Raw genomic sequence first — 17,117 nt, 5'->3', positions numbered from 1 at the left:
ACACGCAAAACTCACTATGTAATGCAGACTTGAGGAACACAAGGGGGTGCGCATGACCGGACGTCCGGGCAGGACCGGCAGGAGCGGGAACCAGGCGGGTGCCGGCGATCTGCTCCAACTCGTGCGCCACGGAAGGGCCGTGACCCGCGGGGCGCTCCAGCAGGCGACCGGACTGTCCCGGGCCACCGTGGGCCAGCGGCTGGACCGGCTGTTCCGGGCGGGCTGGCTGCGCGAGGGCGCCGGCGGAGGTGTCGGCTCCCCGCTGGGCGGACGCCCCTCCGCCACCCTGGAGTTCGACGGCTCGCACGCGGTGGTCCTGGCCGCCGACCTGGACACCCGGCACGGCCGCGCGGCCGTCCTGACGCTGACCGGCGACATCCTCGCCGAACACGCCGGCACGCTGGTGGTGGAGGACGGACCCGGCCCGGTCCTCGGCGAACTCGCGCGCTGGTTCGCCGAGTTGCTGGTCACAACCGGGCACCTGCCGGCGCAGGTGTGCGGGATCGGGCTCGCGGTGCCGGGCCCGGTGGACAGCGAGTCCGGCCGGGTGGTCCAGCCGCCGATCATGCCGGGCTGGGACGGCTACGACATCCGCGGCCGGCTGTCCCGCGCCCTCACCGAGTACACCGGCGCTCCCGCGGTGCCGGTCCTGGTCGACAACGACGCCAACCTCATGGCCTACGGCGAACAGCGCACCGGGTACCCCGACTGCCCGGCCTTCGTGCTGGTCAAGGTGTCCACCGGCATCGGCGCCGGGGTGGTCGTGGACGGCTCGATCTACCGGGGCGCCGACGGCGGTGCGGGCGACCTCGGGCACATCCGGGTCGGCGCCGACGCGCTGTGCCGGTGCGGCTCCCACGGCTGTCTCGCGGCGGTCGCCAGCGGCGGCGCCGTGGCCCGGCGGCTGGCCGCGTCCGGGGTGCCGGCCACCTCGGGCTCGGACGTGCGGGAGCTGCTGGCCGACGGGCACCCGGAGGCCGCCGCGCTGGCCCGGGAGGCCGGGCGCCGGGTCGGGGACGTGCTGGCGACGGTCGTGACGCTGCTCAACCCGGGCGTGCTGATGATCGCGGGCGACCTGGCCGGGACGCCCTTCCTGACCGGTGTGCGCGAGCTGCTCTACCAGCGGGCGCTGCCCCGCTCCACGGCCCACCTGGAGGTCGTCACCTCCCGGCTCGGGGAGCGGGCGGGGCTGATCGGGGCCGGTGCGCTGGTGGTGGAGTACCTGTACGCGCCGGACCGGGTGGAGGAACGGCTCGCGGAGCTGGGCGTGTGACCGGGGCACCGCAGGGGCCGGCCGGGGCGCCGCCAGGGCCGGCGGGGGCTCGGACTGGTGTCCGGGAGGTGGTCCGGATGGTGGAACGGAACGGTCTGTGGCAGCGTGATTCTCGCCACCCTTGATAAGGGTACCGCTCACATGAGCGGATCTTGAGCGGCTGCACTTCTCCAAGGGGTGGCACTGGGTGCCACCTCTTGATCGTTCATCGATCGAAATCAGTCGTGCCGGTGGTTGCTCATGTGAGCGTAAATGTGCACCTGTGGGCGCGGTTGCGTTCAAGAAGTGAAAACATAAGCCCGGCTTCGCTTGCCAAGCCTTGACTTTCGATCCGCTGGCGGACGAGTGGTTACAGGCGCATGACGGACAAGTGGACCTCCCCATGAGCCTTCGATCTGGGTATGTTCCTCGCCGTCAGGGCAGCCACCGTGGCCTCAAGGAGTCGAGACCCGTGTCGGAAAACAAAGAACCCCACGCAGCGAAGTTCGTTTACGACTTCACCGAAGGCAACAAGGACCTCAAGGACCTTCTCGGCGGCAAGGGTGCCAATCTCGCCGAGATGACCAACCTCGGTCTGCCGGTCCCTCCCGGCTTCACCATCACCACGGAGGCCTGCAAGGTCTACCTGGACAGCGGTGAGGAGCCCGCGGCACTGCGTGACGAGGTGAGTGCGCATCTCGACGCCCTGGAAGCCACGATGGGCAAGAAGCTGGGCCAGGCCGACAACCCGCTGCTGGTCTCGGTCCGCTCCGGCGCCAAGTTCTCCATGCCCGGCATGATGGACACCGTCCTGAACATCGGCCTGTCCGACGCGTCCGTGCAGGGGCTGGCCCAGCAGGCCGGCGACGAGCGGTTCGCCTGGGACTCCTACCGGCGCCTCATCCAGATGTTCGGCAAGACCGTCCTCGGCGTCGACGGCGACCTCTTCGAGGAGGCCCTGGAGAAGGCCAAGGCCGCCAAGAAGGTCACCGTCGACACCGACCTGGAGGCCGCGGACCTCAAGAAGCTGGTCACCACCTTCAAGAAGATCGTCAAGAAGGAGGCCGGCCGGGACTTCCCGCAGGACCCGCGCGAGCAGATGGACCTCGCCATCAAGGCGGTCTTCGACTCCTGGAACGGCGACCGCGCCAAGCTGTACCGCCGCCAGGAGCGCATCCCGCACGACCTCGGCACCGCCGTCAACGTCTGCTCGATGGTCTTCGGCAACCTCGGCCCCGACTCCGGCACCGGCGTCGCCTTCACCCGCGACCCGGCCTCCGGCCACCAGGGCGTCTACGGCGACTACCTGCAGAACGCGCAGGGCGAGGACGTCGTCGCGGGCATCCGCAACACGGTCCCGCTGGCCGAGCTGGAGCGGATCGACAAGAAGTCCTACGACCAGCTCATGCAGATCATGGAGACCCTGGAGAACCACTACAAGGATCTCTGCGACATCGAGTTCACCATCGAGCGCGGCCAGCTCTGGATGCTCCAGACCCGGGTCGGCAAGCGCACGGCGGGCGCGGCCTTCCGCATCGCGACGCAGCTCGTCGACCAGGGCCTGATCGACGAGACCGAGGCGCTCCAGCGCGTCACCGGCGCCCAGCTCGCCCAGCTGATGTTCCCGCGCTTCGACGAGGAGGCGAAGGCCGGGCAGGTCGCCCGCGGCATCGCGGCCTCGCCGGGCGCGGCGGTCGGCAAGGCGGTCTTCGACTCGTACACGGCCGTGAAGTGGTCCCGCTCGGGCGAGAAGGTCATCCTGGTCCGCCGCGAGACCAACCCGGACGACCTGGACGGCATGATCGCGGCGGAGGGCATCCTCACCAGCCGCGGCGGCAAGACCTCGCACGCGGCCGTGGTCGCCCGCGGCATGGGCAAGACCTGTGTCTGCGGCGCCGAGGAGCTGGAGGTCGACACCAAGCGCCGCCGGATGACGGTCCCCGGCGGACACGTCGTCGAGGAAGGCGACCTGATCTCCATCGACGGCTCCAGCGGCAAGGTCTACCTGGGCGAGGTCCCGGTCGTGCCGTCGCCGGTCGTGGAGTACTTCGAGGGCCGGATGCACCCGGGCGCCGACGACGCCGACGAGCTGGTCGAGGCCGTGCACCGGATGATGGCCTTCGCCGACCGCAAGCGCCGGCTGCGGGTGCGCGCCAACGCGGACAACGCCGAGGACGCGCTGCGCGCCCGCCGCTTCGGCGCCCAGGGCATCGGCCTGTGCCGCACGGAGCACATGTTCCTCGGCGACCGCCGTGAGCTGGTCGAGCGGCTGATCCTGGCGGACACGGAGGAGGAGCGCGAGGCGTCCCTCAAGGCGCTGCTGCCGCTCCAGAAGAAGGACTTCGTGGAGCTGTTCGAGGCGATGGACGGCCTGCCCGTCACCATCCGCCTGCTGGACCCGCCGCTGCACGAGTTCCTGCCCGACATCACGGAGCTCTCGGTCCGCGTGGCCCTGGCCGAGTCCCGCCAGGAGCCGCACGAGAACGAGCTGCGCCTGCTCCAGGCCGTGCACCGGCTGCACGAGCAGAACCCGATGCTGGGCCTGCGCGGGGTACGCCTCGGGCTGGTCATCCCGGGCCTGTTCACCATGCAGGTCCGCGCGATCGCCGAGGCGGCGGCCGAGCGCAAGGCGGCCAAGGGCGACCCGCGCGCCGAGATCATGATCCCGCTCGTCGGCACCGTCCAGGAGCTGGAGATCGTCCGCGAGGAGGCCGACCGGGTCGTCGCCGAGGTCCAGGCGGCGACGGGCACGCGGCTGAAGCTGGCGATCGGCACGATGATCGAGCTGCCGCGCGCCGCCCTCACGGCGGGTCAGATCGCCGAGGCCGCGGAGTTCTTCTCCTTCGGCACGAACGACCTGACGCAGACGGTGTGGGGCTTCAGCCGCGACGACGTCGAGGCCAGCTTCTTCACGGCCTACCTGGAGAAGGGCATCTTCGGCGTCTCCCCGTTCGAGACGATCGACAGGGACGGCGTCGGCTCCCTGGTGAAGTCGGCGGCCGAGGCGGGCCGGCGCACCCGCCCCGACCTGAAGCTGGGCGTCTGCGGCGAGCACGGCGGCGACCCGGAGTCGGTCCACTTCTTCCACGAGGTGGGCCTGGACTACGTCTCCTGCTCCCCGTTCCGCATCCCGGTCGCCCGCCTGGAGGCCGGCCGCGCGGCCACCCAGTCGGCGGGCAGCGACCACCGCTGACCCCCGGACCCCGCGGCCGTCGCCGGTCCCCGACCCTCAACCGGTCGGCGGCGGCCGCGGAGCACGAAAGAGGAAGGGCGGCATCCCAGTGCGGGGGATGCCGCCCTTCCGCGCGCCCTCACAGACTCAGACACTTCGCTCGACGGCCTCGAAGATGTCGGCGTCGGTCTCGCGCTGCCACGCGGGAAGCAGGTCCCAGCCGGCGACATACCCCGGCTTCGGGTCCTCGAAGTGCCGGTGCATCTGCGCCGCCCAGCACACCGCGACGAACTGGCCCTTCTGCTCACGGCTCAGCCGGGCGGCACGCCCCGCGCTGACCCGGAGGAAGTCGCGTACCTGGCCGCACACCACCGCGGCGGCCTCCCGCTCCCATGCGGGCGTCTCCTCCCACGGAGTGACGTAACCGGACTTCGGCTCCCCGGGAAAGTGCTTGCGCACACCGGCGATCCACGCCTCCCGGAAGATCCGGCCGTCCTCGCTCATGCAGTTCTTCCCTTCGTCAGGCGGACCCCGGCAGTGCCGCGATCCGGTGGTGCAGGTCCGGGACCCGGGCGTCGGAGGACAGCCCGGCGAGCCGGGGACGCAGACCGTGGAGCCGGGCGGACACGTATCCCGAATGCGTCCGCCCGGCCACGGCGAGGGCCTGGCCGGCGAAGTGAACCACCTGGTCGACGTCGCCCCGATGCGCCCCCAGCGCCGCGAGATCGACGAGGACGGCACCACGCCGACGAGGACTGAGGTTCTGCGCCATCGCCGACGCCAGCGCGTCTTCGGCGAGGTCGGGGCGGCCGAGCGTGAGGTAGCAAGCTCCGCGTTCCTCGGCGAGACGCGAGCCGTCGAACCGGAGCCATCCGCCGCTGTGCGCCGGGCCGCTCAGCGCGCGCACCTCCTCGGCGGCGTCCAGTGCGCGCACACACGCGTCGAAGTCGCCCAGGGCGGCGTGCACTTGGGCCTGCACTGCGGACACCCAGTGGCGGGTGGAAAGAGCGCTGTCACCACGGCGGGCGATGCGCGAGGCGGCCGACAGCAACGGCGCCGCCGACCCGGGCCGGCCCGCGTACAACTCGACGTAGGCGTGCCGCGTCAGCGCGCAGGCCCAGAGGTCGTACGCGCGCGCCTCCTTCGCGGCGCTCGCGGCCAGGGTGTAGCAGTGGGCGGACAAGGCGTCGTCCCGCGCGTCGAAGAACAGCTCGCCGGCCAGCTGGTAGAGATCGGCGATCCGCGTACTGACGTGCATCCGTCCGCTGGCACCGCGTGCGTGCCGCATTTCCTCGGCCAGCGAGCCGAGTCGCCGCCGGACCGCCGGATAGAGCGCGTGTTTGTCGTCCGCGCGGCCGTAGACCCGCCACAGGCTTTCGATCGCCGCGCCCTCCGCCTCCGGCACCACGGCGGAGCGCCCCGGGGAGGCGGATACCGGCAGATCAGGCACGGCGAGGAGGGCGCTCGTGGCGGTGAGCAGTCCGAGGAGGTCGCGGCGTCTCATATCCCCAGGATCGCTGAACGAAGCGGACACCGGGCCGTTTCCCGAGGCGACCACGACCGTCCTCGCCGAGGAGAGGAGCGCGTCGAGTTCCGCTCGGCTCACGCCCAGCAACTGCGCCATTCTGGGGCGTTGGTACGGACGTGGTGAGGAGCGCCCGCTCTCCCAGCGTACGACGGTGGAAGTGGCCACGCCCAGAAGAGCGGCGAACTCCTCCTGGGAGTAACCCCGCGCCGCGCGTTGCCCGGCGAGCCTCGGCCGCCTGCCCATCATCGCCTCCTGCGCTGGTCCGATCGGCATCGTCGCAGACCACAGCGTCCGTGCGGGGGTAGTGCCCGGAAAACGCCCGGGCCCCGCTCTGGGCGACGGTAACGCAGTGCGGTTGCCTGGTCACCATCGCCCGGGAGTGCCCGTCGGCTCCCCGGGCGGCGGTGAAGCACAGTGCCGCTCGCACCCGGAAGGGCGGCTCCTAGGTGGAGGGACGAAGTCCGTGCGCGAACCCGCTGCCAGACCCGAGTCTGTTGGCGCACCCGGATATGCCGAGACGATGCCGTGTGAGCCGGAGTCCGCCAGGCGAGCCCGGCTGCTCATCGCTTCGGCTCTGAGCGTCTGGGCCATAGAGGAACTGGTGGACGCGGCCACGCTGGTCGTCGGTGAGCTGCTGACGAACACGCTGCGACACACCCGCTGCCGTACGGCCCGGGTCACCGTCCATCGGCTCACCGGGGACCGCGTGCGGATCGGCGTCTCGGATACCGGGCAGGGGCTGCCCGTCATGGACCGTCCCGGCGAGGGCGCCGAGAGCGGCCGTGGCCTGCTGTTGCTCGACGCCCTCTGCGACCGGTGGGGATACGACCGGTACCGGGCGTGGAAGGTCGTGTGGGCCGAACTGTGTCTGGGGCCCGCTGAGTGAGGTGTGTTGCGGGACATCCGTGGGCGCCGGAGGGGGCTACTCGCAGGCCACGCCGTCTCCGTCTCGGTCCAGGTGGCCGTCGTAGCCCGGGTCGCCCGTGTGCAAGGGAGTGACGCCGGCGGCTCGGGCCTCGGTGCAGTTGGCGTAGTAGACGCCGGCCGAGGTGTCGGTGCCGGTGTCGGCCGCCGGTTCGGCCGTGACGGTGTGGGTGACCCTGACCTTGACCTTCACCGTGTGGGTGCGGGTCACCGTGGGAGCGGGCTCCGGTGTGGCCGTCTGCGTGGCCGTCGCCGTGGCGGTCACGGTCACCGTCGGGTGCGGGGCGGCGGCGGCCGGTTCGGTGCGGGGCGCGGTGTCCTCGCCCGCGGCGCCTATGCCCACGCCGACGAACAGCGTGAGGCCCAGGGCGGGGAGCAGGTAGCGCTTGCGGGCCCAGCGGGGGCTTCGCGGCGCGGGCGGTGTGGTGTACGGGTTCGTCATGGCGTCCCCCCAGACGACGGCACGTGCACCGGACGGTGACACGTGCCGACGACCGTAGGTGCGGGGCGCCGTGCGTGGGGGGAAGGTGATGGTTTCGTGATGAACAGGTGGCGTGCGGACGGGACTCAGAGGGTCAGAGCGTGCCCTCCGTGTTGACCGGGCCGACCTGGAAGACGCCGGAGCAGATCTTCCAGGGGGCCGGGACCAGGGTCGCGGTGCGGGAGGCCGGCGGGTAGACCCGCAGGTAGCTGCCGGTGCGCAGGCAGGGGCCGCCCACCGGCCCGTTCGTGGTGCGGACGACCGCCGAGGCGGAGCGGCCGGGGCTCAGGGTGACGGTGCCGTAGCGGCTGCCGCTGTGGGCGGCGGCCGGGCCGATCCGGCGGTGGGTGCTGTCCAGCGCGCTGACGCCCGGATAACCGCGCAGGGCGCACTTGGTGGTGCTGGTGTTGGTGAACCGGACCGGCCAGTAGAGCGATCCGGCCGCGCCCTCCTTGCCGCCCATGGACAGGTACAGGTCGCTCACGGCGCAGGTGCGCGCGGCGGCCGGGGCGCCGGCCGCCGCCGGGGCCGCGCTCCAGGCGGCACCGGCGGCGGTGACACCGACGAGCGCCGTGGTCAGCGCGAGCACCGGGCCGCGCCCGCGCGCGGCGCGGGCGACTCGGGGAGATGACGGATACGGAAACATGGCACATCCTCCTCCATCGGACGAATGGGTGGATGAAGGTCACTGTGTTGGATGCGTCCCGCGCCGGAAAAGTTGTGCGCCGCCACCGGGACGTCCGAATCCGGGTGCCCACCCCACGCCGGCCTACGGCCCCGAGGCCCTCTTTCGTATTCGCCCCGCATGGTTGATCGTTGGGCCGTGCATCGGTGACGACGGCAGGGGGGCACGGGATGACGATCAGCCGCAGGGCGCTGCTGGCCGCGGGCGCGGGCGCCGGACTGCTCACGGCGTGTGGCGCGAACACCGGCCGCGATGACGGCGGTTCGGGGCCACGGCTGTCGCACTGGTACCACCAGTACGGCGAGCCCGGCACCGAGCGGGCCGTGCAGCGGTACGCCGCCGCCTTCAAGAAGGCGCGCGTCTCCGTACAGTGGCGCCCCGGGAACTACGACCAGCAGACCGCCGCCGCGCTGCTGACCGACTCCGGGCCCGACGTCTTCGAGGTCAACGGGCCCACACTGGACCAGATCCAGCAGGGCCAGGTCGTCGAGCTCACCGACCTGCTGGCGGGCGTGCGGGACGACTTCAACCCGGCCGTGCTCGGACCGATGACGTACGAGGGGAAGGTCTACGGCATTCCCCAGGTCGTCGACATGCAGCTGCTCTACTACCGCAAGAGCCTGCTGAGGGACGCAGGCGTCGAGCCGCCCGCCACCCTGGACGCCCTGATCGACGCCGCCGCGCGGCTCACCGACGGCGAGACGAAGGGACTCTTCCTCGGCAACGACGGCGGAGCGGGCGTTCTCGGCGGGACACCTCTGCGCGCGGCCGGATTCGACCTGGTCACCGCCGACGGCGCGGCCGGCTTCGACGATCCGGCCGCCGCCCGCACCCTCGGCAAGCTGCGCCGGCTGTACGCCGGCAAGTCGCTGCTGCTCGGCGCGCCCGCCGACTGGTCCGACCCGTCGGCGTTCGTCCAGGGGCTGACCGCGATGCAGTGGTGCGGACTGTGGGCGCTGCCCCGGGTCCGCGAGGAACTCGGGGACGACTTCGGGGTGCTGCCGTTCCCGGCGGACGGCGCCCGGGGCCGGCCCGCCGTGCCCGTGGGAGCCTACGGCGCCGCCGTCAGCGCCCGCAGCGGCCACCGGGAGCCGGCCAAGGAGTACGTGAAGTGGCTGTGGGTGGAACGTACCGACTTCCAGACGGACTTCGCGCTTTCCTACGGCTTCCACATCCCCGCCCGGCTGTCCCTCGCCGCGAAGGCCGGCCGGCTGCGGACGGGACCGGCCGCCGACGCCGTGCGGTTCGCCGCCGACCACGGCTACGCCCAGCCGCTGCTGTGGACCCCGGCCGCCCAGACCGCCTACCAGGACGCGCTCAGCCGGATCATCAAGGACGGGGCGGACCCGGCGCGTGAACTGCGCGCGGTCGTGGCCAGGGTGACGGCCGAGCTGAAGCGCGTGCGGCACGTGAAGAAGCCGTCGTGAGGCACCGGCGCACCCTGTGGTTCTGGGTGTTCACCGGGCCGTTCGTGCTCGGGCTGGCGCTGTTCACCTATGTGCCGCTGCTGTGGAGCGTGGCGCTCAGCTTCTTCGACGCGCACAACACCGTCACGCCCACCGACTTCGCGGGGCTGGACAACTACACGGCCATGCTGCGCGACGGGGCGTTCACCGACAGCCTGCGCACCTTCCTCCTGTTCACCGCCTTCATCGTGCCCGTCACCTACGTGTCCTCCCTGGCCCTCGCCCTGATGGTCAACCGCGTCCGGTGGGCGCGGGCGTTCTTCCGGTCGGTGTTCTTCCTGCCGGCCGCGTGCAGCTATGTGGTGGCGGCGCTCATCTGGAAGATGTCGATCTTCAGCGGGGTGCGGTTCGGGCTGGCCAACACGGTGCTGGGCTGGTTCGGCGGCGAGCCCGTCGCCTGGCTGTCCACCACCGACCCGCCCTGGTACTGGCTGGTCATCGTGACCGTACGGCTGTGGCTGCAAGCCGGGTTCTACATGATCCTGTTCCTCGCCGGGCTCCAGCGGATCGACCCGGTGCTGTACGAGGCGGCGGCCGTGGACGGGGCCCGGCCCGGCTGGACGGTGCTGCGGCACATCACCCTGCCCCAGCTGCGGGGCACCTCGGTCGCGGTGGTGCTGCTGCTCGTCGTGGGCGCCTTCCAGGCCTTCGACGAGTTCTACAACCTGCTGTCCGACGCCCGGGGCTATCCGCCGTACGCCCGCCCGCCGCTGGTCTACCTCTACTACACCGCGCTCGGCCAGGGCCAGAACCTGGGGCTGGGCAGCGCGGGCGCGGTGATCCTCGCGCTGGTCGTCGCGGTCGTCACGGTGGCGCAGACGCGCTGGCTGCGGCTGGGAAGGACGGACGGCGATGGATGACGCCCTGGTGCGGGCCGGGCGGGCGCTGCGGCTGGCGCTGCTGAGCGCGCTCGCCCTGCTCTTCCTGGTCCCGTTCTACCTGCTCGTGCGCAACGGACTCGCCGACGAGCGGGACATCACCTCGCCCGACTGGACCTTCTTCCCGGCCCGGCCGCGCTGGGGCCATGTGCGGGAACTGTTCGCCGACCCCTCCGTGCCCTTCGCGCGCTCCCTGCTCAACTCCGCGCTGATCGCCGTCGCCACCACCCTCGGCACCCTGCTCCTGGCCTCCCTCGCCGGCTACGGCCTGGCCCGCATCCCCTACCGGCACGCGAACAAGGTCTTCTACGGCATCCTGGGCACCCTGCTGGTCCCGGCGGCCGTCACCTTCGTGCCGAGTTTCGTGCTGGTGTCGTCGCTGGGCTGGGTGTCCACGCTGCGCGGACTGATCGTCCCGACGCTGTTCTCCGCGTTCGCCTGCTTCGTCTTCCGGCAGTACTTCCTCGGCTTCCCGCGCGAGCTGGAGGACGCGGCGCAGGTGGACGGGCTCGGGTACTGGCGGACGTACTGGCTCGTCGTCGTGCCGAACGCCCGTCCGGTGTTCGCGGCCGTCGGCACGATCGTGTTCCTCGGTGCGTGGAACTCCTTCCTGTGGCCGCTGGTGATCGGACAGGACCAGAGCGCCTGGACGGTGCAGGTGGCCCTGTCCTCGTTCACCACCGCCCAGGTCGTACGGCTGCACGAGCTGTTCGTCGCGGCGGCCGTGTCGGTCCTGCCGCTGCTGCTGGTGTTCCTGTGCTTCCAGCGGTGGATCGTGGCCGGCGTGGAGCGGTCCGGGATCGACTGACGGGCGGCGGCCCCGGCCGGCGGGCGGTGCGGCTCAGGCCGTGGAGCCGCCGTCGATCACCAGGTCCGCGCCGACCACCGAGGCCGCGTCGTCCGAGGCCAGGTACAGCACGGCCGCGGCCACCTCCTCGACCGTGGAGATCCGGCCGAGCGGCGCCTCGGCGCGCATCCGCGCGGCCCGGCCGGCCTCCGTCTCGCCGGGCCTGAGGGACATGGCGGTGGCGGTGGGGCCGGGGCTGACGGCGTTGATCCGCACCCCGTCGGCGATGTGGTCCAGGGCGGCGCCGCGGGTCAGGACCGATACGGCCGCCTTGCTCACGGCGTAGCCGGTGGTGCCGGGCAGCCGGCTGTGCACGCCGATCCGGGAGGCGATGTTGACGATGGCGCCGCCGTCCGGCTGGGTGCGCATCCGGGCGATCTCGGCCTGGAGGGCGAGGAAGACGCCGGTGACGTTGATGTCGAGCATCTGCTGCCAGTCCTCCTCGGGCAGCTCGCCCAGGGGCCGTCCGCCGCCCGCGAGGACGCCGGCGTTGTTCACCGCCACGTCCAGCGAGCCGAACCGGTCCACGGCGGCGGCCACCAGGTCCCGCACCTCGCCGGCCCGGGTGACGTCGGCGGTGACGGCGAGCGCCGTGCCGCCCTCGCGCCCGATCAGGGCCGCGGTCTCGTCCAGGGGCTCGCGGCGCCGCCCGGCGACGACGACCCGGGCGCCCTCCCGGGCGAGGGCGAGGGCCACCCCGCGGCCGATGCCGGAGCCGGCGCCGGTGACGAGGGCGGTGCGGCCGGTGAAGCGGTGGGTCATCAGAGGTTCCCTTTTCTAGACCGATCGGTTCAGTTTGAGGGCGGAAAAGAACGCGCCTCCTGGAGGAAGCGCGTCCGTCAGTCCAGCAGGGCCAGGGCCTGTTCCGCCGCGTCCCGCACCCGGGCCGGGTCCGCCGACGCCTTGCCGACCACCCGCACGCCCTGGAGCAGCACGAACAGCATGCGCGCGAGGGCCGCCGGATCGCGGTCCGCGGCCAGCTCCCCCTGCGCCCGGGCGCGGACCAGGGCGGCGTGCAGCAGGGTCTCGACGGTGTCCCAGCTCCGCTCCACCCGGCGGGCGGCCTCCCGGTCGTGCGGGGCCAGTTCGACCGCCGTATTGGTGACCAGGCAGCCCCGCTCCCGGGTGGGCGCCGTGGCGGCCTCGGCGGCGAACCGCCGTACCAGTGCGCGCACGGCCGGCAGCACCGGGCCGGGCGCGGACAGCTCGCGCGTCAGCACCGGGTCCTGCGTCTGCCCGTACCGCTCCAGCGCCCGCAGGTACAGCTCGTGCTTGCTGCCGAACGTGGCGTACAGGCTCGCCTTGCCGATGCCCAGGTGTGCGACCAGGTCGGCCATCGAGGTGGCCTCGTAGCCGCGCCGCCAGAACAGCTCCAGGGCTGCCTGGAGGGCGGCGTCCGGGTCGAACTCCTTGGTCCTGGCCATGGGAGGCAGCCTAGGCTTACTGAAACGATCGGTCAAGAAAGTTGGAGGGTGCGCACCGCGTACACCGCCACCCGCACCGACTCGTCGTCCAGGCACTGCCCGCCGGCCAGGTCGAAGCGCTGCTTCAGCAGCGGGGAGGCCACGAACGGGCGGCCCCGGTGGGTGCCGGTCAGGCCGCGGGACAGCACGGCCGCGCCGGTGAACGGGTCGCGGTTGTCGACGGCGTACAGCCGGTCCTCGCGGTCGCGGAACAGGGCCGCCTGGCGGCCGTCCGGCAGCAGGGCGGCCACCCCGCGGCCCGGCACCAGCGCGCTCAGGTCGCAGACCGTGAACCAGCCGTCCTCCAGCCGGAGCTGGACCTTCAGATCGGTCGTCTCAACTGCCAGGGTCATCGCTGGGCGCTTCCTTCCAGGACGTCGTCGGCGGGCCGCGTGCCGATGGACAGCAGCGGCAGGTCGGGCTTGATCTGGTCGCGTTCGGGCACGAAGGAGACCACCGGGTCCGGGGTGTCCGGGGCGTTCACGAAGGACACGAACCGGGCCAGCTTCTCGGGGTCGTTGACGGTCTGCGCCCACTCGTCGCGGTAGTGCGCGACGTGCTCGCGCATCAGCTTCTCCAGCTCGTCGCAGATGCCGAGCGAGTCGTGCACCACCACGTCCCGCACGTGCTCCAGGCCGCCCGGGATGCGCTCCAGCCAGGTGCTGGTGCGCTCCAGACGGTCGGCGGTGCGGATGTAGAACATCAGGAACCGGTCGATCAGCCGGACCAGTTCGGCGTCGGACAGGTCCTGGGCCAGCAGGTCGGCGTGGCGCGGGGTGGCGCCGCCGTTGCCGCCGACGTACAGGTTCCAGCCGTTCGCGGTGGCGATCACGCCGAAGTCCTTCGACTGGGCCTCGGCGCACTCACGCTGGCAGCCGGAGACCGCCGACTTCAGCTTGTGCGGGGACCGCAGGCCCCGGTAGCGCAGCTCCAGGTCGATCGCCATCCGGACCGAGTCCTGCACGCCGTACCGGCACCACGTCGAGCCCACACAGGACTTCACCGTGCGCAGCGCCTTGCCGTAGGCGTGCCCCGACTCGAAGCCGGCGTCCACCAGCCGGGCCCAGATCAGCGGGAGCTGCTCCACCCGGGCGCCGAACAGGTCGATCCGCTGCCCGCCGGTGATCTTCGTGTAGAGCCCGAAGTCCCGGGCGACCTCCCCGATGACGATCAGCTTCTCGGGCGCGATCTCACCGCCGGGGATGCGCGGGACGACCGAGTACGAGCCGTTCTTCTGGAGGTTGGCGAGGAAGTGGTCGTTGGTGTCCTGGAGCGCGGCCTGCTCGCCGTCCAGGACATAGCCGCTCGCGCCGATCGACGGGGCCAGCGAGGCGATGATCGAGCCGACCGCCGGCTTGCACACCTCGCACCCCTCGCCGCCCCGGGCGCCCTCCCGGCCGTAGCGGTCCAGCAGGTCCCGGTACGACGTGAGGCGCAGCGCGCGGACGATCTCGTACAGCTCCTCGCGGGTCTGCCCGAAGCAGCCGCACAGGCCCTTGTCGACCTCGACCCCGGACGCCTCCAGCTCGGCGGTGACGAGCTGGCCCAGCACCTTCACACAGCTTCCGCAGCCCGTACCGGCCTTGGTGCACTTCTTCACCTCGGGCACGGTGGTGCAGCGGTGCTCGGTGACCGCGCCGCGGATCGTGCCCTTGCTGACGTTGTGGCAGGAGCAGATGACCGCCTCGTCCGGCAGCGCGGACGGGCCGAGCTGGGCCCCGGAGCCCGCCGAGGCGGGCAGGACGAGCGCCTCGGGGGAGACGGGGGGCACCGAGCCGGTGAGCGCGCGCAGGGTGCCGTACGCCTCCGCGTCACCGACCAGGATGCCGCCGAGCAGCGTGCCGTCCCGGCCGATGACCAGCTTCTTGTACAGACCGGAGCGCGAGTCGGAGTAGACGACGTCCAGGCAGTCGGCGGTGGTGCCGTGCGCGTCGCCGAAGGAGGCGACGTCCACGCCGAGCAGCTTCAGCTTGGTCGACAGGTCGGCGCCGGTGAAGGACGCCTCGTCCGCGGCGATGGTCGCGGCGGCCGTCTCGGCCTGCTCGTAACCGGGCGCCACCAGGCCGTACACCCGGCCGTCGGCGGCCAAAGCGCACTCGCCGATCGCGAACACGTGCGGGTCCGAGACGGTCCGGCACTGCTCGTCCACCGCGATGCCGCCGCGCTCGCCGACCGTCAGGCCCGCCTCCCGGGCCAGTTGGTCGCGGGGCCGGACGCCGGCGCTGAACACCACGAGATCCGTGGCGAGTTCGGAGCCGTCGGACAGCTTCATCCCGGTGACGGTGCCGGCCTCGTCCGTGACGATCTCCTGGGTGCCCACACCGGTGTGCACCGTCAGGCCCATCTCCTCGATGGTGCGCAGCAGCGCCGCGCCGCCGCCCTCGTCCACCTGCACCGGCATCAGGCGCGGCGCGAACTCCACGATGTGCGCGTTCAGCCCGAGGCCCTTGAGCGCGCCGGCGGCCTCCAGGCCGAGCAGTCCGCCGCCGACGACGGCACCGGTGACGGCCCTGGTCCGCGCGTACTCCTCGATGGCGAGCAGGTCCTCGATGGTGCGGTAGACGAAGCAGCCGGCGGCGTCCTTGTTCGGCACCGGCGGCACGAACGGGTAGGAGCCGGTGGCCAGCACCAGCACGTCGTAGCCGACGGTCAGGCCCGAGCGGGCGGTCACCCGCCGCGCCTCGCGGTCGATCGTCTCGGCCGGGTCGCCGAGGTGCAGTTCGATGCCGTGCTCTTCGAGGAACCGCAGGTCGGTCAGCGACAGCTCCTCGGGCGTGCGGCCGGAGAAGTACGAGGTGAGCTGTACGCGGTCGTAGGCCGGACGCGGCTCCTCGCAGAGCACGACCACGCGGTGCGTGGCGGTCAGGCCGCGCTCGGCGAGCGCCTCCAGGAAGCGCTGGCCGACCATGCCGTGGCCGACGAGCACGATCGTGGGGGTGGCCCCGGGGGTGGCGGACATTCAGGAGCCTCCATCGTTGGTGAGCAGGTGGAGCAGGGGAGTGTCGCCGGGGAGCGGTTCGGCTCCCTCCCAGGCGCGGGCGAGCGCGCCGACGGTGCCGAGTTCGCCGACGAGGACCCCGCCGACCAGTCGGTCGTCGCGGACGACGACCTTGCGGTAGGTGCCCCGGGTGGCGTCGGCGATCCGCACCACGTCGTCGCCGGGACGCGCCTCGGTCTCGCCGAACGCGGCGAGGTCGAAGGGGGTCAGGGGGGAGCCGGGACCGGTGAGGGTCAGCCGGGTCAGGGACCGGGTGCCGCGGTAGCGGGCGCCGGTGTCGCCCGCGAGCAGTTCGGCGAGCGTGCCGGCCTGTTCCAGGGCCGGTGCGGCCAGGCCGTAGACGGTGCCGTCGTGCTGGGCGCAGTCGCCGACGGCGTGCACGTGCGGGTCGGAGGTGCGCAGCTCGTCGTCGACGAGGACGCCCTGGCGGACGGCGAGGCCGGCCTGCTCGGCGAGGGCCGTGCGCGGCCGGACCCCGCAGGCGAGGACCACCAGGTCGGCGTCGAGGGCGTAGCCGTCGGCCAGCTCCACCGAGCGGACCGCGCCGGCCACGCAGCGCACGTCCCGCACCCGGCACTCGGTGTGCACCTCCACGCCCAGCCCGGTCAGGTGCCGCAGCACCAGGCCGGAGGCGTCCGGGTCGAGCTGGCGCTCCATGAGCCGTTCGCCCTGCTGGGCCAGGACCACCTGGGCGCCGCGCACGGCGAGGGCGCGGGCCGCGGACACGCCGAGCAGCCCGCCGCCGATGACGACCGCGCGCGTCCCGGGCCGCACGGCCCCGGCCAGGCCGAGGCAGTCGTCCAGGGTGCGGAAGGCGTGGACGCCCTCGGGGAGCCGGCGGTCCGGGGTGAACAGGCCGCGCAGCGGGGGCAGCACCGGGTTGGAGCCGGTGGCCAGGACCAGCGTGTCGTATGCGATCGACATGCCGTCCGCGCAGGCGACGGTCCGGGCTGCGCGGTCGATGCCGGTGACGCGGGCGCACAGCAGGCCGGCCGGCGGCGGCAGGGTGATCACCTCCGGCGCGTACCGGCCGGCCAGCACTTCGGCGAGCAGCACCCGGTTGTACGGCGCGTGCCGCTCCTCGCCGACGAGCAGCGCGGGCGTGCCCAGCTCGGCGAGCCGCCGGGCGAGCGTCACGCCCGCCAGACCGGCGCCGATCACCACCACACGCGTATTCGAGGTCATGTCCCGAGCGTGCGGCCCGGACGTTACCCGGCGGCATCACCCCTGTTTCCCGGGCGGAACGCTGCCCTCAGCGGCACGGGGCGACGGGTGTGAGGGGGACCGGGCGGGCGCGGGGAAGCGGGTCGAGGTCCGCGGGCCCGCGGTCATCCTGCGGGCGCTGGGCGAGGGACCCGGCGGTTCGGCGCGTCGCGTCGGCGTGCAGTTGAACGAGGCGCCGGCGCCGCTTGGGACGTGGGGG

15 protein-coding genes and 1 pseudogene are annotated in these 17,117 nt (G+C 72.6%); 6 read left to right on the top strand and 10 right to left on the bottom strand.

Going from position 1 to position 17,117, the window contains the following annotated elements:
* Nucleotides 1-52: 52 nt before the first annotated feature.
* Nucleotides 53-1,273, top strand: coding sequence for an ROK family protein (locus ACZ4SV_RS22535; RefSeq protein WP_468006137.1), 1,221 nt, complete (start codon nt 53-55; stop codon nt 1,271-1,273).
* Between the two features lie 451 nt (nt 1,274-1,724).
* Nucleotides 1,725-4,445 (top strand): pyruvate, phosphate dikinase, encoded by a 2,721-nt coding sequence (ppdK, locus tag ACZ4SV_RS22530; protein ID WP_468006136.1) that lies wholly within the window; start codon nt 1,725-1,727, stop codon nt 4,443-4,445.
* A 126-nt stretch (nt 4,446-4,571) separates the two neighbouring features.
* Here the strand turns inward: ppdK and ACZ4SV_RS22525 are convergent, their stop codons facing one another.
* The 3 genes and pseudogenes from ACZ4SV_RS22525 to ACZ4SV_RS22515 form a co-directional block, all read right to left on the bottom strand.
* Nucleotides 4,572-4,928 carry a hypothetical protein gene (locus tag ACZ4SV_RS22525; protein ID WP_365882978.1) on the bottom strand — a complete coding sequence of 119 codons (357 nt, stop codon included), beginning with the start codon at nt 4,926-4,928 and terminating at the stop codon, nt 4,572-4,574.
* 16 nt (nt 4,929-4,944) lie between these two features.
* A complete protein-coding gene (locus ACZ4SV_RS22520) occupies nt 4,945-5,928 on the bottom strand; it encodes a transcriptional regulator (protein ID WP_365882982.1) in 984 nt (327 codons plus the stop codon).
* A gap of 87 nt (nt 5,929-6,015) precedes the next feature.
* A pseudogene (locus tag ACZ4SV_RS22515) lies at nt 6,016-6,195 on the bottom strand (helix-turn-helix transcriptional regulator); the annotation flags it as partial.
* A 277-nt stretch (nt 6,196-6,472) separates the two neighbouring features.
* Between ACZ4SV_RS22515 and ACZ4SV_RS22510 the strand changes: the two are divergent.
* Complete coding sequence (locus ACZ4SV_RS22510) at nt 6,473-6,838, top strand: ATP-binding protein (protein WP_397981293.1); 366 nt, start codon at nt 6,473-6,475, stop codon at nt 6,836-6,838.
* A 36-nt stretch (nt 6,839-6,874) separates the two neighbouring features.
* Here ACZ4SV_RS22510 and ACZ4SV_RS22505 read toward each other — a convergent pair whose 3' ends face one another.
* Both ACZ4SV_RS22505 and ACZ4SV_RS22500 read right to left on the bottom strand, forming a co-directional pair.
* On the bottom strand, nt 6,875-7,318 hold the full coding sequence (locus ACZ4SV_RS22505; protein WP_468006135.1) for an excalibur calcium-binding domain-containing protein: 444 nt from the start codon (nt 7,316-7,318) through the stop codon (nt 6,875-6,877).
* 133 nt (nt 7,319-7,451) lie between these two features.
* Nucleotides 7,452-8,003, bottom strand: a complete 552-nt coding sequence (locus ACZ4SV_RS22500; protein WP_468006134.1) for a DUF4232 domain-containing protein — start codon at nt 8,001-8,003, stop codon at nt 7,452-7,454.
* Between the two features lie 209 nt (nt 8,004-8,212).
* Between ACZ4SV_RS22500 and ACZ4SV_RS22495 the strand changes: the two genes are divergently transcribed.
* The 3 genes from ACZ4SV_RS22495 to ACZ4SV_RS22485 are packed head-to-tail and all read left to right on the top strand — an operon-like array spanning nt 8,213 to nt 11,194.
* Complete coding sequence (locus ACZ4SV_RS22495) at nt 8,213-9,469, top strand: ABC transporter substrate-binding protein (RefSeq protein ID WP_365883641.1); 1,257 nt, start codon at nt 8,213-8,215, stop codon at nt 9,467-9,469.
* Entirely contained in the window at nt 9,466-10,368 is a 903-nt protein-coding gene (locus ACZ4SV_RS22490; RefSeq protein WP_468006133.1) for a carbohydrate ABC transporter permease, read from the top strand. The genes ACZ4SV_RS22495 and ACZ4SV_RS22490 overlap by 4 nt, the downstream gene beginning before the upstream one ends.
* Nucleotides 10,361-11,194, top strand: a complete 834-nt coding sequence (locus ACZ4SV_RS22485) for a carbohydrate ABC transporter permease (protein WP_397942256.1) — start codon at nt 10,361-10,363, stop codon at nt 11,192-11,194. Before ACZ4SV_RS22490 ends, ACZ4SV_RS22485 begins: the two co-directional genes overlap by 8 nt.
* Nucleotides 11,195-11,227: 33 nt before the next feature.
* Here ACZ4SV_RS22485 and ACZ4SV_RS22480 read toward each other — a convergent pair whose 3' ends face one another.
* The 5 genes from ACZ4SV_RS22480 to ACZ4SV_RS22460 form a co-directional block, all read right to left on the bottom strand.
* The gene (locus tag ACZ4SV_RS22480; RefSeq protein WP_468006132.1) at nt 11,228-11,995 is read right to left on the bottom strand and encodes an SDR family NAD(P)-dependent oxidoreductase; all 768 of its coding nucleotides are present in this window, start codon (nt 11,993-11,995) and stop codon (nt 11,228-11,230) included.
* Between the two features lie 77 nt (nt 11,996-12,072).
* Nucleotides 12,073-12,657: a TetR/AcrR family transcriptional regulator gene (locus ACZ4SV_RS22475; protein ID WP_468006131.1), complete on the bottom strand. Its 585-nt coding sequence runs from the start codon at nt 12,655-12,657 to the stop codon at nt 12,073-12,075.
* Between the two features lie 32 nt (nt 12,658-12,689).
* On the bottom strand, nt 12,690-13,049 hold the full coding sequence (nirD, locus tag ACZ4SV_RS22470; protein ID WP_468006130.1) for a nitrite reductase small subunit NirD: 360 nt from the start codon (nt 13,047-13,049) through the stop codon (nt 12,690-12,692).
* Entirely contained in the window at nt 13,046-15,655 is a 2,610-nt protein-coding gene (gene nirB / locus ACZ4SV_RS22465) for a nitrite reductase large subunit NirB (protein WP_468006129.1), read from the bottom strand. The genes nirD and nirB overlap by 4 nt, the downstream gene beginning before the upstream one ends.
* Entirely contained in the window at nt 15,656-16,879 is a 1,224-nt protein-coding gene (locus ACZ4SV_RS22460) for an NAD(P)/FAD-dependent oxidoreductase (RefSeq protein ID WP_468006128.1), read from the bottom strand.
* Nucleotides 16,880-17,117: the final 238 nt, after the last annotated feature.

Source organism: Streptomyces sp. NPDC027672 (assembly GCF_055566335.1).
The sequence above is the reverse complement of the archived record's forward strand: the minus strand, read 5'-3'. Positions and strand labels throughout refer to the sequence as shown.

What these genes read in the sequence shown, in the direction of transcription:
- ACZ4SV_RS22510 (WP_397981293.1), top strand. Translation starts at nt 6,473, where the DNA reads ATGCCGTGTGAGCCGGAGTCCGCCAGGCGAGCCCGGCTGCTCATCGCT.
- ACZ4SV_RS22520 (WP_365882982.1), bottom strand. Translation starts at nt 5,928, where the DNA reads ATGAGACGCCGCGACCTCCTCGGACTGCTCACCGCCACGAGCGCCCTC.
- ACZ4SV_RS22535 (WP_468006137.1), top strand. Translation starts at nt 53, where the DNA reads ATGACCGGACGTCCGGGCAGGACCGGCAGGAGCGGGAACCAGGCGGGT.
- ACZ4SV_RS22480 (WP_468006132.1), bottom strand. Translation starts at nt 11,995, where the DNA reads ATGACCCACCGCTTCACCGGCCGCACCGCCCTCGTCACCGGCGCCGGC.
- ACZ4SV_RS22485 (WP_397942256.1), top strand. Translation starts at nt 10,361, where the DNA reads ATGGATGACGCCCTGGTGCGGGCCGGGCGGGCGCTGCGGCTGGCGCTG.
- ACZ4SV_RS22500 (WP_468006134.1), bottom strand. Translation starts at nt 8,003, where the DNA reads ATGTTTCCGTATCCGTCATCTCCCCGAGTCGCCCGCGCCGCGCGCGGG.
- ACZ4SV_RS22495 (WP_365883641.1), top strand. Translation starts at nt 8,213, where the DNA reads ATGACGATCAGCCGCAGGGCGCTGCTGGCCGCGGGCGCGGGCGCCGGA.
- ACZ4SV_RS22505 (WP_468006135.1), bottom strand. Translation starts at nt 7,318, where the DNA reads ATGACGAACCCGTACACCACACCGCCCGCGCCGCGAAGCCCCCGCTGG.
- ACZ4SV_RS22525 (WP_365882978.1), bottom strand. Translation starts at nt 4,928, where the DNA reads ATGAGCGAGGACGGCCGGATCTTCCGGGAGGCGTGGATCGCCGGTGTG.
- nirD (WP_468006130.1), bottom strand. Translation starts at nt 13,049, where the DNA reads ATGACCCTGGCAGTTGAGACGACCGATCTGAAGGTCCAGCTCCGGCTG.
- ACZ4SV_RS22460 (WP_468006128.1), bottom strand. Translation starts at nt 16,879, where the DNA reads ATGACCTCGAATACGCGTGTGGTGGTGATCGGCGCCGGTCTGGCGGGC.
- nirB (WP_468006129.1), bottom strand. Translation starts at nt 15,655, where the DNA reads ATGTCCGCCACCCCCGGGGCCACCCCCACGATCGTGCTCGTCGGCCAC.
- ACZ4SV_RS22475 (WP_468006131.1), bottom strand. Translation starts at nt 12,657, where the DNA reads ATGGCCAGGACCAAGGAGTTCGACCCGGACGCCGCCCTCCAGGCAGCC.